This is a genomic window from Lysinibacillus sp. DFXJR4 (assembly GCF_057196045.1).
Genome location: NZ_JBXUNW010000005.1, coordinates 1 through 15,683 on the forward strand (window position 1 = coordinate 1; position 15,683 = coordinate 15,683).

Genomic DNA, 15,683 nt, shown 5'->3' on the forward strand with positions numbered 1-15,683 from the left:
GGAACGGAAATCACCTTCATTTTGACTAAATATTCACAAAGAGTCCCTTGACCATTTAGTTTTTCAACACTATGAAAAAGCGTGTTTTGATTAATTCAAAACACGCTTTTTTAGATAGATTTTTTAAGAAAATATCAAAAAAGATTAGGAACTTTTTTTGTTTTCGAGCCAGTTATCCTCGGAAAATGACCAATCGTCGAAAATTTATTTACATTGTTAAAGGAAAAATTTATAGTGAAGGCGGTAGAAAGGACTGTGATGATATTGAAGGTAGAAGTTTCCGTTGACCCTAAATGTATAGAGCCAAAGGTTACCATTCATACAGCAGAGATGACAGATGAAATTGAACATCTTATGCATTGTATTGCTTCAGCAGGAATCCATACATTATCGGTGTTATCAGATAGAGGGGTTGAGTTTGTCAATTGTCAGGATATCGTCCGCATTTATACGGAACAGAAAAAGGTCTTTGTTCAAACATTAACAGGAATCTATACGGTACGCTTACGTTTGTATGAGCTGGAGGAAAGGCTAAATATGCAGATATTTGTACGAATCTCAAATGCTGAAATTGTCAATCGCCATATGATTAAACGCATGGATATTAGCAGAACTGGGACAATTGGGGTTGAACTAGTAGGAAATATCAACACATATGCATCAAGGCGCTACGTCACAAAAATTAAAAAGCAGTTAGGATTATGAGGTGAAAATGTGCATAAAGACATACTGATACGTATTGTAGGAGGATTTGGAATCGGTGTTACCCTTGGACTATTAGTACAATTTTTTGTAGCAATGGGGATCGAACAAGAGGGCTATGCTTGGGTTGTTCCAGAATTTCAAGCATTTTTCCCAAGTGAAGCAATAGCTATTATCGCTCAGATTTTGCTAACAGGTTTGATTGGCATAACATTTGCTTTAGCTGCACAGTTTTTTGAAATAGCCAGATGGGGGATGTTAAAGCAATATATCGTGCATTTTGCTGTAACGGCAATTGTTTGGATACCAATTGTCATGACGTTATGGATGCCCAAGACGATGGCAAATGTGTTCTCCTTACTCGCAAGTTTTTTAGGAACATATGTTATGACATGGCTATTGCAATATACATTTTCAAAGCGTGATATTGAACAAATTAATGCGATGTTAAAAAAGGAAGGTGAGTTGCATGACAATTGAAATAAAGGAACTAACCAAATGTTACCGCGAAAAAGTAGTAGTGGATCAGTTATCATTCAGCATAAAGCAAGGTGAGTTTTTTGCACTTCTTGGTCAAAATGCAGCAGGCAAAACGTCCACAATTAAAATGCTTTGCGGACTTTTGTTGCCAACAGATGGTGATGCTTTATTGGATGGAAAAAGTATCGTTGAAAATCAGGTTGCGGCAAAAAAGATTATGAATATTTCTCCACAGGAAACGGCAGTTGCATCCAATTTAACAGTATTTGAAAATTTACTATTTTTAGGTCGAATTTATGGTTGCTCCAAAACACAGGCAAGGGAACGGGCGAACGCAAATATGGAGTTATTTGCCCTCTCACAACGTCAGAACGACAAGGCCAAAACACTATCAGGTGGATTTAAGCGTCGATTAAGCATTGCAATGGCTATGATGTCAAATCCTAAAATACTTTTTCTCGACGAACCTACATTAGGACTGGATGTACGTGCGCGCCATGATTTATGGAAAATACTAAGCGGATTAAAGGGAAAGGTAACGATTGTTTTAACAACTCATTATTTAGAAGAGGTCGAGATGCTTGCAGATCGTGTAGGGATCATGCATCATGGCAGGCTATGTGCGCTTGGCACAATTCAACAATTGATGCATGAAACAAAACAATCATCCTTGGAAGAAATATTTTTAGCATATACAGAGGAGGGCTTATGTTGAGGGCTAATGTGTTTGCAGCAAGAAATCATAAGGAAATCGTTCGTGATCCAGTAACATTGTTAATTGGCTTAGGCTTACCGATTCTGCTTATGGGCTTATTTTCAGTTATGCAAAAAAATATGCCATTTGCCTTCTATGAAATTAGTAATCTAACTCCAGGTGTTATTGTTTTTAGTTTTTCCTTTCTTACTCTTTTTTCAGGAATGCTACTTGGGAAGGATAGAAGCTCCTCCTTTTTAATGCGCATCTTTGCCTCACCCATGTCAGCAGGTGATTATATTCTAGGCTATGTTCTGCCTTTGTTATCTATTGCATTTTTACAAATTATATTGTGTTTGCTTGCTGCCATGTTTTTAGGGCTGTCACTGGATAGCTCTATTCTATGGAAGGTGGGGGTACTTATGATTATCTCCTTACTTTATATTGGCTTAGGTTTATTGTTTGGGACAATTTTTACGGATAAGCAGGTTGGCGGTATCTTTGCCATATTTGTAAATGTATCTACATGGTTTAGCGGAACTTGGTTCGAGCCTGATATGATTGGTGGTACATTTCAAGCAATTGCACAATTTTTACCATTTGTTCATGCTGTGAGTGCAGCACGTGCAATTCAAAGCACAAGCTATACAGAGGCTTTCATCCCACTTGTTATTGTCATTGGTTACACAATCATCATATTTGCAATCGCTATCCTACTATTTAAACGTAAGATGCGTGGCTAATCGGAAAAAAGGGCATTCAAGCTAGAACTATTTCTAGTTTGAACTGCCCTTTATCTTCATTCAGCAAATGTATTTTGTATCGAAAGCATAGCGGCAGATGTTTTATGCTCGTAAGCGTAGCGGCAGATACAAAAGACTCCAGCTCTATAGGTGGTGAAATGAATACGGCTATGGTTCCTTTTCAGTAGTTGTCCAAACACCTACTGAATGAAGATATAGCCTCCGGCGGATGTCACGGATTTTCAAAGGAATGAATTGTGCGGGCACAATTCAAAATCCGGACGCAATTACGCCAAGGCGAAATTGATTTTTAGTCATGATTTAGTGTAGCTGCAATTTCTGGCTGTTTTTCCACCTGCAGCAGCATATTAAAGGAAGCAATCGCTACTTCCACTTGATCGTCCTTAGGTTCACGAGTTGTTAATAATTGAAGCCATAAGCCAGGATAGCCAAGGAAGCGTAATACTGGGAGGTTACGGCATGCATTTGTAGCTTGCAATACTTCGAAAGAAACACCAAGTACAACAGGAATTAATAAAATACGGTCCAAAATGCGTAACCATAGTGGATCAGTGGGCACGAAAAAATATAAAAACATGCCGACAAAGACAGTGAATAGCATAAAACTACTACCACAACGATAGTGTAAGCGTGATTGAGCTTGTACATTTTTCACTGTTATCTCCATACCAGCTTCATAGCAATTTATCACCTTATGTTCTGCACCATGGTATTGGAATACTCGTTTAATAATAGGAGTTAACGATATAAAATATAAATAGGTTAATAGTAAAAGTAGCTTAATGCCACTTTCAAGTAGAATTTGTCCAGTTTTCCCCTCAATCCATTTTGAGAAAAAGTCCGCTATAAAAACAGGAATTAATGTGAAGGCGAATTTTCCAAACAAAAAGGAAAGTATACCAACAACGGCAACGCCTAAAATCATTTGCAGCTTAGAGCCTTCTTCTTTATGCTCCTCTTCTTCACCGGGTGTAACGTCGTAACGATCCCCTGAAAATTGCATATGACGTGAGCCTAGTCCAGCAGATTCAATCAACGCCACAACGCCGCGTACAAATGGAACTTTTTTTAACTTTTGTAAAATAGGATTTTGAACTTTTTTATAATGATAATAATCAATGGAATCATCGTTACGGCGAATGGCTGTAATCGTATGTTCCTTTCCTCCGAACATTACACCTTCTAATTGTGCTTGTCCCCCGTATACAGGTGAATTGCTCAAGGCTAACACCACTCTCTATATATATTTCAACTGTACCATTGTACTAAATTTAATGAAAAACCTCTAGAGTTACGCATAGTAAAATTTCTATATGGCTACACTATTCGTACAGTTAAGGAAATAATGAACAATTTAAAAATCAATTAAGTATACAAATTAGGAGGATTTTATTTGAAAATAGCTAGTATAACTTCCCTTGTCAGTGCCCTTGTTTTAGCATTGTGTTTAAAGGGCTTACATTACTTTCATCTTATTAAATGGAGTCCAGTAGGTTTTTATAAGAAATTGGGGCTTTTTCAAGAAAGCTCAAAACTCTTTCATTGGAGTTTTCTTATTTTATGTTTATTTATCATAGGCTTTTTATTATTTATTGTGTTGAGATATGTCTATATTATTCCAGCTGTTTTATCTTCATTTTTACTTGGTTTATTTGTGACGATTACATTAGAGTGGGTCGTTCTTGATTTGCCTATGCAGCTCTCCTCCTTTAAAAGATTATCGATTCCCTTTATGGTGGTCGTTATTTGTCTCCTGCGTTTCTTGCTTGAAACAGCGAATTTTCATCAGAAAGAACATACAGCTCAAAAATGAAATTAGTTGCTGTATACGTCGTGTATGATAAAATAAATGGCAAGTACATAGAAAGAGGCGAAGATGCGTGAAGTTATTATGTTTAAATGGACCGAACTTAAATCGATTGGGTAAACGAGAGCCACATATTTATGGACATGAAACATTAGAGGATGTTAGAGAAAATGTTCAAAATCTTGCGGCTTCTTTAGGTGCTACAGTTGAATTTCGTCAATCCAATCATGAAGGGGTACTAATCGATTGGGTGCATGAAGCAGAGGACGAAAAATATGATGGTATTATCTTTAATCCCGGTGCATATACCCATACAAGCATCGCGTTACATGACGCCATTGCTGGAATCACTGTGCCAGTTATCGAAGTACATATTTCAAATATCCACAAACGTGAGGCTTTCCGTCATCATTCCTATCTTGCTCCGGCATGCCTTGGCCAAATCTGTGGACTAGGTACGAAAGGCTATGAACTGGCACTACGCACATTTATTGAGAGGGAGAATTGATTATGTTGAAATTGCAAAAGCTACGTAAGGCACTTCAAGAACAAAACATCGATGGCATTTTAATTACAAACGGGTACAACCGTCGTTATATGACTGGTTTTACAGGTACAGCGGGCGTAGCGATTGTGTCTCAAAATGATGCTGTATTTATCACAGATTTCCGTTATACAGAGCAAGCGGCTGCACAAGTACAGGATTTCCGAATCGTACAGCACGAGGCAACGATTATTGAAGAAATTGCAACGCAAGTAACAAATATGGGTATTAAATTATTGGGCTTTGAGAAAGATACTGTCAGCTATGGCACATTTGAACTGTATAAAAGTAAGATTCAAGCTGATTTAGTGCCGATTTCTGGGCTAATTGAAAAAATTCGCTTGATTAAGACGGAACAAGAGATTAATATTATTAAGGTTGCGTGTGAAATTGCTGATCACGCATTTACACATATTTTAGACTTTATCAAGCCTGGTAAAACAGAGCTTGAGGTTTCGAATGAATTAGAATTTTTCATGCGTAAACAAGGAGCAACCCAGTCCTCATTTGATACGATTGTTGCATCTGGTCTTCGTTCAGCACTACCGCACGGCGTTGCAACAAATAAAGTGATTGAAAAAGGCGACTTTGTCACATTAGACTATGGCGCATTATATAATGGCTATATTTCGGATATTACACGTACTGTAGCAGTTGGCGATCCCTCTGAAAAATTAGTGGATATGTATAATGCAGTCCTTGCTTCTCAGCTATTAGCACTTGAAAAGGTAGGTCCTGGTCTAACAGGCATCCAAGCAGATGCGATTGCACGTGATTACCTTAAAGAAAAAGGCTATGGTGAGGCATTTGGTCATTCATTAGGACATGGAATTGGTCTTGAAGTACATGAAGGTCCTGGCTTATCAATGCGTTCAGATACGGTGTTAGAGCCAGGGATGGCCGTAACGATTGAACCAGGAGTTTATTTACCAGGTATCGGTGGTGTCCGTATTGAGGATGATATCTTAATCACAGAAACTGGTAATGAGCTGCTAACACATTCGTCAAAAGAGCTTATTATTTTATAAAATTTGGAGGAACACAAATGATTTCAGTAAACGATTTTCGTACAGGTCTTACAATTATTGTAGATGGCCAATTATATCGCGTGTTAGATTTCCAACACGTTAAACCAGGTAAAGGTGCTGCGTTTGTTCGTTCTAAATTACGTAATCTGCGTAACGGTTCAGTGAATGAAAAAACATTCCGTGCTGGTGAGAAAGTTGAAAAGGCACAAATTGACAACCGTAAAATGCAATATCTTTATGCACAAGGTGACGAGCATGTATTTATGGACTTAGAATCATACGAGCAAACTGAACTAGCTTCAGCTGCTATTGAATATGAATTAAAATTCCTGAGAGAAAATATGGAAGTTTATATCCAATCATACCAAGGTGAAATGCTAGGTGTTGAGTTACCAAACACAGTTGAGCTAGAAGTAACAGAAACAGAGCCTGGTATCAAAGGTGATACAGCTTCAGGTGGTACAAAACCTGCTACACTTGAAACAGGGCTTATTGTACAAGTGCCATTCTTTGTTAACCAAGGTGATAAGTTAATTATCAATACAGAAGAGGGCTCATACGTTTCTCGTGCGTAATGCCTTTAAAAAACCTACTCTTTTCTTAACGAAAGAGTAGGTTTTTATTTGTTTTTTATACATATAAAGCAAAAAAAACTGTTTTTTGTGCCATTCGATAGAGGCATTGTATGTTTTTTTACTAGCTTAGCAATTGTTTCTATCATCCGATTGATGGTTATACATGGCAGAAATGTTACAATAAACGTAAGGAGTGAGTGCTATGCTACAAACAACATTAGGGATACCTTATCCAATAATTCAAGCACCAATGGCAGGTGTAACATCACCAAAATTTGTTGCTGCCTGTGCGGAGGAAGGTATTTTAGGCTCAATAGGAGCGGGTTATTTAGATGGAGAGCAAACAAAAAACTTTATCCAAGAAGTAAAAAAGCTTACAAAGAAGCCCTTTGCTGTCAATTTATTTGTGCAGGAAGATCCACGTATTGATATCGAAGTCCTTCAAAAAGCTCGGATGGCATTACAACCATTTTATGATGAATTAGGTCTTTCACCTGTACAGAGTGTTATGTCCAAGGAAGTATTTGAAGGACAAATACAAGCCGTTCTTGATGAAAATGTCGCCGTTTGTTCCTTTACTTTTGGCATACCTTCAGCAGATGTTATTCAACGCTTAAAGGATAATAAGGTATTTGTTATCGGTACAGCCACTACATTAGAAGAGGCAAAGCGTGTGGAACAGGAGGGGATGCATGCTGTAGTTCTTCAAAGTGGTGAAGCTGGAGGTCATCGCGGTTCCTTTACAGAGCCTATGCAATTAATTACATTACCTGACTTATTGCAGCAAGTAGTTGGACAGATTTCTATTCCTATTATAGCTGCAGGAGGAATTGTCTCGAAAGAAGATATAGAAAAAGCTTTAGCCAGTGGAGCACAGACTGTTCAAATTGGCACGGCTTTATTAGTGGCAGATGAGTGTGAAATTTCACCGCTCTATAAAAATGCCGTACTCCAATCAAAAGCACAGCAAACAACAATTACTCGTGCATTTACAGGAAAACCAGCAAGAGGCTTAGCGAATGATTTTACAAAACGAATGAAAGATGCACCTGTAGCGCCCTATCCTTTGCAAAATCAATTAACGACTACGATTCGTAAAGAAAGTGCAGAACAGGGGAATCCTGAATATCTATCCATGTGGATGGGTGAAAAAAGCTATTTAGTAAAACAGACAGGCACTGTGAAAAGCATTATTGAAAAATTACTATAATTGTATGTTATTTTTTTCATACGACTCGTCTTTAAATAGTAGATCTCTATACAAATGTATAGAGGTCTTTTTTTATTGATTGCAACATATATTGCTGTACACGAGGGGGCGTATGTATGGAATTACAAGACGTATTAAGAGTCGCTGGAGTGGGACTAGTAGTTGCGCTTCTTCATGTTTTCTTTGACCAAACAGGGAAAAAGGAATTTTCGTTTTTCCTCTTTTTCATTGCTTATCTATACATGACAGCGGAATTGTTGAGATTTTTACGTCTATTTTTTAACGAAATCCTTACATTCTTTCAATGGCTGACCTCTTCAGGGTAAGTGTAGATGGAAATTGTCATCGTTGCTGTTGTCATGCTGCTTTTATTATTACTTATAAAAGAAGTCATACAGCCACTCCATGCGCTAATAAGTGTAATGTTTTCATTTTTATTGTTCGGTATGTTGTTCTCGACACTCTTATTGCCGTTCATCAAGCAGCTGCTAGAGACGTTAGCTATTTTGCCATATGCAAAAGCGATTGTCATAAGTGCCAGTCTTTTTTATGTGGGGCAATGGGTGTCGATGTTACTTGTAGAGCAAAATTATAAAGTACTCGGAAACATTGTCATTGATGGGGTTAAGATTGTTATTTTGTTGTATTGGTTTAAAGAATTTTTGGCTGTTTTACAGGAGGTGTCTGCTATTTTACAACGGCTAAACTAAGGGGCGAAGGTCATGCAGGAGCAGATACTGTCATTTTTAATTGATCCATTTTTTCTCTTGCTGAAGATGACGCTCACACTATGTGGCTATGTCATCATAATTTTAATCGTGAATATGCTATTACCTACATTTGAAAAAGGGACAAGAATACTATTCTTTCTGATTGTGCTCGCAACAATAGGACCTGTCGTAGTGAAGTCATTTCAACTGATTGATGAAATAGCACAGGGACTTGCCCACATATTTACAGCATTTTATCCTATCCTTACTTCAAGTTTTCTGTTATCAAGTAGTATTACGGCAATTGCTTCCTGGCAGCCGTTCTTGCTCTTTTTTGTACAAGTCCTAACAATAGTTAGTAGTAAGTGGCTGATACCGGGTGTGTTATTTGCCATTGTATTTGATGTTTGTAGTGTCATTGTGAAAGAAATTTCCTTTACAAGAATTGCTGAATTAATCCGTTTTACCATTATGAGCATCGTCTCTGCATCTGTCATTTGCTACGTTATTTTAATGTCGGCAAGTGGAGTAGCGGCATTTAGTGTGAATGCAGCGGTTGCAGAGCCTGTTAAAAAATTAATTGAAGAAAATATTCCCGTGGTAGGTTCTTTTATCGTTGATAGTTTTTCAATGTTCCAGCATATGACACAATTTTCCTCTTCAATTAGTAGCATTAGTGCCTTTATAGCCGTTATTACTGTGTCATTTATTCCAACAGTACAGCTTGTTATCAGTGCTTACTCGTTAAAGCTACTGGCAGCTATTTTAGAGCCGATTGCTTTTGATGATATATGCAGATTACTAGATCACGTTAGTAAATCTCTATTTACATTATGTGCAGTATCATTTTTAATTGCTTTTTCATTTATGTTTTCTTGTTTTTTCCTCATCGTTTTTGTACAAGTTATGGCCGGGGGGAGATAGATTGATTCTTTTATTGGCATTGCTCTTTGTATGTCAGATATTTGTCTTTTTGACAGATGATAAAGAAATAATTTCACTGACAAAACTGGTGATTACTTTAGTATTTTTGCAATTGCTATTAAAGATTCCATTTATCAATTCATAGGAAGAAACAAGCGTACATACACTTGAAAAAGAGAAGATGAAAGGAGGCAATGTACAAGTGATGTGGAAAAGGCTCGAAAAAAAACAACGTCATTTATGATTTTAATGCTTATTGCCGCCTCCGTAGGAATTTTCATCATTTTACCAATGTATCAAACGAGTTCCACAAATAATCAAGTAACACCGACGTCCAATGAAGAAAAACTGGAACAGACACTAAAGGCAATGCAAGGTGTTGGGGAGGTTAAAGTATATCTTTATTACGGAGAGATGACTGATGAGAAGGACGAAAATAAACTATTTAGCCAATATTTTCGAGGGACTGAGCAAAGCACGAAAGAAGTAACAGGGCTGCTCATTGTTTCAGAAGGTGCCAAAGATATCTTTGTGAAAAATGAGATTCGTGCGGTTGTCAGTCAAGTGATGCAGTTACCGATACATCGAATAATTATTGTTCCAATGGAAAATAAGGAGGAAAAGTAAATGCGCGTACGTAGAAGAACAGTTTGGTTTATGACATTATTAAGTCTAGTAGCAGTAATTTCAGTGTATTATTTGGTCGATCCAGCAAAACAATTTAATGGACTAACTATTTTTACTGATGATACTTTACAGCAAACTGCCGTTACAGGTGTAACAGATCAAGAGGCTACGAAAGAGGGTATCACACAGGAAGTCTCCTCGCCGAGCCATTTGTTTGAAGAAATGCGCATGCAAGTGAGTGATGAAAGAAGTCAGCTTCGTCAACAATTAACACAGAAGATTGCTTCTCAAGAAGCCACTGCTGATGAAAAAAATAAAGCCTTTAATGACATTGATAGTCTAATTAAACAAGAGTCGGCAGAAGCAATGCTAGAAATGTTAATTAAATCTTTAGGCTATTCCGATGCTTTTGTAAAAGCAGACGGTGACAAAGTATCTGTTACGGTTATGGCGGAGGAGCTGTCAAAATCTCAAGCAAATGAAATTATTTATTTAGTAAAAACGGAGTGGGAAGGCGCAAATGATGTTCAAGTGAAATTCAATGCTAATAACTATTAAAAGATAAAGAAAAAAAGGAATATTCTGTTTATTATAAGTCTTTGTTATATATCAGTGCAATGAAAAGGCTTTCGTTTAGTAAAGGAAAGCCTTTTATTTTGTTCATATTTACTTAATTTTCATTAAACTATTTCAAATTGTTCGAAAAAAATATAAAATAGTGCTTGTAGTAGATTTTATTTCATAAGGAGAGTTAGAAATGTTCAAAATTCAAGAAATTCGTGAAATCATTAAATTAGTAGATTCTTCTTCAATCGACGAGTTCGTGTATGAAGTAGATGGCGCAAAAGTTAAGTTAAAAAAGAATGGTGTTGTTGTTACTGAAACTGTAGCACCGAAAAAAGAAGTAGTAGCCCCTGTTATACAACAATCTGCACCAGCAGCACCTGTAGCTCCAGCAGCTCCAGCAAAAGCTGAAGAAGTACCAGCAGCACCGACAGCTAACGACCCATCGTTACATAAAGTTGTATCACCAATGGTTGGTACTTTCTATCAAGCTCCAAACCCAGATTCACCAGCTTATGTTAAAGTGGGTGACAAAGTAGGTAACGAAACAATCGTTTGTATCGTAGAAGCTATGAAGCTATTCAACGAAATTGAAGCAGAAGTTCAAGGGGAAATCGTTGAAGTACTTGTTAAAGATGGCGAATTAGTAGAATACGGACAACCATTATTCCTTGTAAAAGCTGAGTAAGGAGTGCAAACCATGAAAAAAGTTTTAATTGCAAACCGCGGCGAAATCGCTGTGCGTATCATTCGTGCTTGTAAAGAGTTAGGCATTCAATCAGTTGCCGTATACTCTGAAGCAGACGCAGACGCATTACATGTGAAATTAGCAGACGAAGCATATTGCATCGGGCCAAAGCTATCTAAAGATTCCTATCTTAGCTTCCCGGCTTTACTGAGCGTAGCAGAAAAAACGGGTGCTGATGGTATTCACCCAGGATACGGCTTTGTATCTGAAAACGCTGACTTTGCTGAAGCCTGTGAAAATGCTGGCATTAAATTTATTGGTCCTTCATCTGATTCCATTAAAATTATGGGTATTAAAGACGTTGCTCGAACAACAATGGAGGCAGCAGGTGTTCCGCTTGTTCCGGGTACTGGTATTGTTCCAGATATCGAAACAGGTAAAGAATGGGCTGCTAAAATTGGTTACCCAGTGATCATCAAAGCTACTGCTGGTGGTGGCGGTAAAGGAATCCGTGTAGCTCGTACAGAAGAAGATCTTGTAAAAGGCATCGAAATTACGCAAAAAGAGGCTGCTGCAGCATTCGGTAACCCTGGCGTATATTTAGAAAAATTCATCGAGTACTTCCGTCACTGTGAAATCCAAGTATTAGCAGATGGTCATGGGAATGTTGTACATTTAGGTGAACGTGACTGTACAGTTCAACGTCGTATGCAGAAATTAGTAGAGGAAGCTCCATCTCCAGCTCTATCTTCTGAACGTCGTGCTGAAATGGGAGCGGCTGCAGTTAAAGCAGCACAAGCTTGTAACTATGAAGGCGCTGGAACAATCGAGTTTATTTATGATTACCAAGAAGATAAATTCTACTTTATGGAAATGAATACTCGTATTCAAGTTGAGCACCCAGTAACAGAAATGATTTCTGGTGTAGATCTTGTACAACAACAACTAAAAATCGCATCTGGTGAAAAACTTCCTTTCACGCAAGATGATATAAAATTAAATGGTTGGGCAATTGAATGCCGTATCAATGCAGAAAATGCTTATAAAAACTTCATGCCTTCAGCTGGTACTGTCGATACGTATGTAACGCCAGGTGGCTATGGTGTGCGTATTGACTCTGCAGTATATGCAGGCTACACAATCCCACCGTATTATGATTCAATGGTGGCAAAACTAATTGTTCATGCGGACACACGTGAAGAAGCAATTGCAAAAATGAACCGTGCGCTAAGCGAATTTGAAGTATCTGGTCCTGGGATCAATACAACAATTCCATTCCACCAAGCATTGATGAACAATGACGTCTTCAAATCAGCACAATTCAATACGAAGTTCCTTGAAGAGAATGATGTTTTGGGGACAAGCAAGTAATGGATTTGCAGATTTAAGGAATAGAATAGGGAATAGAACGCATTTCAAATATCGCAATAAAATTACCTTCTAACATTCAATTGTTAGGAGGTTTTTTATTTGGCTAGAAAAGGTCAGTGTACAGGGATTTTTGATTTAGAGGATGTGATAGAATCTTTACAGCTACCAAGTTTTAAGGGTACGGTCAAACGTGCACGATGAAAACTATGTAAAGCTACACTTATCTAAAAACACTTATCAGACATTCAGGAATCATTTAAAAGCACATAGAGCAGGCTTATATTGAAAAAAGTCACTTGATTTATGACTTCTTAGTGCCATCAGAAAGCATTGAAAGTCGATATATTGAACTAGAGGCATTTAACGAGCAGATGAGCATTGATAATGAAGTCTGGAAAGCATTTACACAGGTTGTTTAATTGTAGCTACAAAGTCATGTGTGGGAGCTACAGGAGAAATTGAGGAAGCATTAACAATAGGACTTGTTTATATAGTATTCAATCATTAACACAAGTCCCATTCTTATTGATCTAAAGACCATGTTAAAAGCTTAGGAGTACCTAAGTGTAACTACCACTTACTATTATTATTATAATTTTTTCTATAAACGTAGTCTTCATTATTAATTTTTAACCAATTACTAATAAAATTAATACCCACTATAAAAATTCCAAATAAAACAAACGCCATAGTATAATGACCTAAGAAGAATAAAACAAACGCCGCAACCAATATTAATAGCATTAAAACTATTATCGCGACCTGTAATTTCCCTTTCTTCTTATCATTCATATGTTCAACCTCCTATCAAATCGCCAATATTTTCCCATTTAACTGAATAATCAGCCTTCTGTTTTGTTAAATATTGTAAACACATTTACAAATATTAGTGTAGGGAAGTGTAAGCTTATAAAGAAAGTTATGATGAGATTGCGATAGCTCATCATTAAGTCGGTGTGCTTTATTATGTTACGCAGAACTTTGTTACATGGATTGCCATAAATCCTAGTAGTGCAGCTAATGCCCAACTGCACCTATAAACGCTGATTCATCATTAATGATGTGTTTACTTCTTTATAATCGTAGCCTGCTTGAAGCTGCCTTAAAGTCATTTTGAGGTAGCTCCTTTTTTATCTACTCAAGGAATAGTTTCTCCCCAGCATTCTCCATTTGAATTTGTTCAATTTTGGATAGGTAGTGTTTTGTTATATAAAGAAATTTTTGCAGCTAGATCTGCACATTTTGGGCCTACTTTTTGTCGTGTTCATCTATTGATAGACGAGTGTCAGGAAAGAGGAAAGGCGCCAGCGAAATGCTCGGTTAAAATGCCAAGGAAGCAAGCGATAGAGTCAAATACTATGTGGCGTCTAATGTTTAAGTCATTGCTTTTTGTTGTCCAAAATCAATTTTATCTCTCATTTACCATCTTATATACCTATTAAATTATCAATAGTTGTAGATTTACCATTGATGTGAATATCAATGGTATCAATATTAGGATCTAACGTTAATTTATAGACATGCTGTGTTATTGCTTTATCTTGTTGATTCGTAACATCTAATTTTACTATTAATGTGTCACCTTGAGCTTCAAGATCTGTTGTAACTTTTCCGTTTGAGCGAAAAACGATATAGGAAATATGCTTATCTACTACATTGATTTTTTGAAGCGTATATTTATCATCAATTACCTTTTGCACTTTATCCGGAACAATCTCAATTTCACTAATACTTAACGTTGATGTATTACATGATGTTAATAAAATTACTGACAAAAACACTAAAAAAATTTTTTTCAATGCCTTTTCATCTGCCTCTCCTCATCTAACTGAAAATTTCATCATTAAGATTGTAACATAGAAAATCATGTATTGGTAAAATAAGGGTGAGAATGAAATGGATGAGATTCACCGTTACTTCCAACAGTTGCTACATATGAAGCTTACGGAATGTTCTTGTAAATTTATAGAGCCTAAACAAAAGGACTGTGTTTTTTCATGTACAAGCTCTAAAATTGCATGTGATGGCTAAGGTTTTGATTTAGAAAAGAAATAATTATCCAAAAACATTATTCTTTCAGCTCTTTTTTCTGTTTCTTATCAAGAATTTTAATTAAAAAGAACAGTAGACTACAAGAAAAAACCATCGACATTACACCTTTAACCGCACGCATAACAAATGTATCGGAAGGGAAATCGAATATAATAAATCCACAACAATAGATAAACGTTACTACTATAAATAATTTAAATAATATAATCTTCATAAATTTTCTCCCTTTTAAGAACTGCCTTTTTCCTTCCTAGCTGAAAATTTTATCTACAGATAATTGTAACATTATAAAGTCTAAGTTGGTAAAAGTGGTAATTATATAAACGTGAGATTCACTATTACAGTAGCCAATAAATGCCCCATTATTTAGTGTTTTTAGGCAAGCATAACAGGTGATCAAGAAAATGTGCTCAGGATGAGAATTCGGAACAAACAATAAAAAAGATTTTTTCCGTTTAGGTTATGTTAAATAGTGAAAGGAGGATGTGAATGCTAATACTTTGGAGTGTTTCCTTTGTTATCGTAATTTTTTCCTTCGTTTTAGGAGTAGTTAAGCTTTCGTGGGTTCAGATGCTTATAAGTACAATTTCATCCATACCAGTTGCCTCTTATTATTTTTTTGGAGCAAACAATGCTTGGAAGTATATTGGTTTGATTCCTGTTCTTTTATTAATGTTGACAGTAGTCTTTTGGTTTTTTGAAAAAAGGGGTAATGGCTGATTTCATAAAAATGTAGATTAAAAGTAGAAATGCAAAACAAAAAATATTATAGGAAGGGAGCATGTCGCATTCCATTTGATTATGAGAATTTTTTCACTTTCTTTCGCTACTGTCAATTATGGAAGGGTGGAGAGGGGAGTATCCAATAGCATTCTGAGATGGCTCTATTTGTAAGGTTAATGCATCGGGAATTAAGTAATGTAAGTTTCTTGAAAAAATATAG

22 protein-coding genes are annotated in these 15,683 nt (G+C 36.6%); 18 read left to right on the top strand and 4 right to left on the bottom strand.

Annotated elements, in window-relative coordinates:
- The first annotated feature begins 258 nt into the window (after positions 1-258).
- The 4 genes from AC2CGN_RS12650 to AC2CGN_RS12665 are packed head-to-tail and all read left to right on the top strand — an operon-like array spanning position 259 to position 2,619.
- Positions 259-705: a LytTR family DNA-binding domain-containing protein gene (locus AC2CGN_RS12650; RefSeq protein ID WP_313373019.1), complete on the top strand. Its 447-nt coding sequence runs from the start codon at positions 259-261 to the stop codon at positions 703-705.
- Between the two features lie 9 nt (positions 706-714).
- A complete protein-coding gene (locus AC2CGN_RS12655; protein WP_429982293.1) occupies positions 715-1,182 on the top strand; it encodes a DUF3021 domain-containing protein in 468 nt (155 codons plus the stop codon).
- Positions 1,172-1,897, top strand: a complete 726-nt coding sequence (locus AC2CGN_RS12660; RefSeq protein ID WP_484514173.1) for an ABC transporter ATP-binding protein — start codon at positions 1,172-1,174, stop codon at positions 1,895-1,897. Before AC2CGN_RS12655 ends, AC2CGN_RS12660 begins: the two co-directional genes overlap by 11 nt.
- Positions 1,894-2,619: an ABC transporter permease gene (locus tag AC2CGN_RS12665; RefSeq protein WP_484514175.1), complete on the top strand. Its 726-nt coding sequence runs from the start codon at positions 1,894-1,896 to the stop codon at positions 2,617-2,619. Before AC2CGN_RS12660 ends, AC2CGN_RS12665 begins: the two co-directional genes overlap by 4 nt.
- A gap of 310 nt (positions 2,620-2,929) precedes the next feature.
- On the opposite strand, the gene AC2CGN_RS12670 is transcribed toward AC2CGN_RS12665, so the two are convergent.
- Positions 2,930-3,862: a DUF1385 domain-containing protein gene (locus AC2CGN_RS12670; protein ID WP_286923623.1), complete on the bottom strand. Its 933-nt coding sequence runs from the start codon at positions 3,860-3,862 to the stop codon at positions 2,930-2,932.
- A gap of 171 nt (positions 3,863-4,033) precedes the next feature.
- Between AC2CGN_RS12670 and AC2CGN_RS12675 the strand changes: the two genes are divergently transcribed.
- The 13 genes from AC2CGN_RS12675 (at position 4,034) to AC2CGN_RS12735 (ending at position 13,107) form a co-directional block, all read left to right on the top strand.
- Positions 4,034-4,453, top strand: a complete 420-nt coding sequence (locus AC2CGN_RS12675) for a hypothetical protein (RefSeq protein ID WP_484514177.1) — start codon at positions 4,034-4,036, stop codon at positions 4,451-4,453.
- 67 nt (positions 4,454-4,520) lie between these two features.
- The gene (gene aroQ / locus AC2CGN_RS12680; protein ID WP_054771001.1) at positions 4,521-4,955 is read left to right on the top strand and encodes a type II 3-dehydroquinate dehydratase; all 435 of its coding nucleotides are present in this window, start codon (positions 4,521-4,523) and stop codon (positions 4,953-4,955) included.
- Positions 4,956-4,957: 2 nt separating this feature from the next.
- The gene (locus tag AC2CGN_RS12685) at positions 4,958-6,019 is read left to right on the top strand and encodes a M24 family metallopeptidase (protein WP_484514179.1); all 1,062 of its coding nucleotides are present in this window, start codon (positions 4,958-4,960) and stop codon (positions 6,017-6,019) included.
- Positions 6,020-6,036: 17 nt separating this feature from the next.
- Entirely contained in the window at positions 6,037-6,594 is a 558-nt protein-coding gene (efp, locus tag AC2CGN_RS12690) for an elongation factor P (protein WP_283868609.1), read from the top strand.
- Positions 6,595-6,796: 202 nt separating this feature from the next.
- Complete coding sequence (locus AC2CGN_RS12695; RefSeq protein ID WP_484514181.1) at positions 6,797-7,804, top strand: NAD(P)H-dependent flavin oxidoreductase; 1,008 nt, start codon at positions 6,797-6,799, stop codon at positions 7,802-7,804.
- Positions 7,805-7,920: 116 nt separating this feature from the next.
- A complete protein-coding gene (locus tag AC2CGN_RS12700; protein WP_012295089.1) occupies positions 7,921-8,130 on the top strand; it encodes a hypothetical protein in 210 nt (69 codons plus the stop codon).
- A gap of 6 nt (positions 8,131-8,136) precedes the next feature.
- Positions 8,137-8,514 (top strand): hypothetical protein, encoded by a 378-nt coding sequence (locus AC2CGN_RS12705; RefSeq protein ID WP_283868607.1) that lies wholly within the window; start codon positions 8,137-8,139, stop codon positions 8,512-8,514.
- A 12-nt stretch (positions 8,515-8,526) separates the two neighbouring features.
- Positions 8,527-9,438 (top strand): stage III sporulation protein AE, encoded by a 912-nt coding sequence (locus AC2CGN_RS12710; RefSeq protein ID WP_286923619.1) that lies wholly within the window; start codon positions 8,527-8,529, stop codon positions 9,436-9,438.
- A 207-nt stretch (positions 9,439-9,645) separates the two neighbouring features.
- Positions 9,646-10,065: a hypothetical protein gene (locus AC2CGN_RS12715; protein WP_429982288.1), complete on the top strand. Its 420-nt coding sequence runs from the start codon at positions 9,646-9,648 to the stop codon at positions 10,063-10,065.
- Positions 10,066-10,623, top strand: coding sequence for a SpoIIIAH-like family protein (locus AC2CGN_RS12720; protein ID WP_484514184.1), 558 nt, complete (start codon positions 10,066-10,068; stop codon positions 10,621-10,623).
- 199 nt (positions 10,624-10,822) lie between these two features.
- Entirely contained in the window at positions 10,823-11,317 is a 495-nt protein-coding gene (gene accB, locus AC2CGN_RS12725; protein ID WP_484514186.1) for an acetyl-CoA carboxylase biotin carboxyl carrier protein, read from the top strand.
- Positions 11,318-11,329: 12 nt separating this feature from the next.
- Positions 11,330-12,688 (top strand): acetyl-CoA carboxylase biotin carboxylase subunit, encoded by a 1,359-nt coding sequence (gene accC, locus AC2CGN_RS12730; RefSeq protein ID WP_429985623.1) that lies wholly within the window; start codon positions 11,330-11,332, stop codon positions 12,686-12,688.
- Between the two features lie 296 nt (positions 12,689-12,984).
- Positions 12,985-13,107 (top strand): hypothetical protein, encoded by a 123-nt coding sequence (locus AC2CGN_RS12735; protein ID WP_484514188.1) that lies wholly within the window; start codon positions 12,985-12,987, stop codon positions 13,105-13,107.
- 151 nt (positions 13,108-13,258) lie between these two features.
- Here the strand turns inward: AC2CGN_RS12735 and AC2CGN_RS12740 are convergent, their stop codons facing one another.
- The 3 genes from AC2CGN_RS12740 to AC2CGN_RS12750 form a co-directional block, all read right to left on the bottom strand.
- Complete coding sequence (locus AC2CGN_RS12740; RefSeq protein ID WP_429982284.1) at positions 13,259-13,480, bottom strand: hypothetical protein; 222 nt, start codon at positions 13,478-13,480, stop codon at positions 13,259-13,261.
- Positions 13,481-14,115: 635 nt separating this feature from the next.
- Entirely contained in the window at positions 14,116-14,463 is a 348-nt protein-coding gene (locus AC2CGN_RS12745) for a peptidylprolyl isomerase (protein ID WP_484514190.1), read from the bottom strand.
- A gap of 293 nt (positions 14,464-14,756) precedes the next feature.
- Positions 14,757-14,954 carry a hypothetical protein gene (locus AC2CGN_RS12750; RefSeq protein WP_429982282.1) on the bottom strand — a complete coding sequence of 66 codons (198 nt, stop codon included), beginning with the start codon at positions 14,952-14,954 and terminating at the stop codon, positions 14,757-14,759.
- A gap of 275 nt (positions 14,955-15,229) precedes the next feature.
- Between AC2CGN_RS12750 and AC2CGN_RS12755 the strand changes: the two genes are divergently transcribed.
- On the top strand, positions 15,230-15,460 hold the full coding sequence (locus tag AC2CGN_RS12755; protein ID WP_484514192.1) for a hypothetical protein: 231 nt from the start codon (positions 15,230-15,232) through the stop codon (positions 15,458-15,460).
- Positions 15,461-15,683 lie beyond the last annotated feature (223 nt).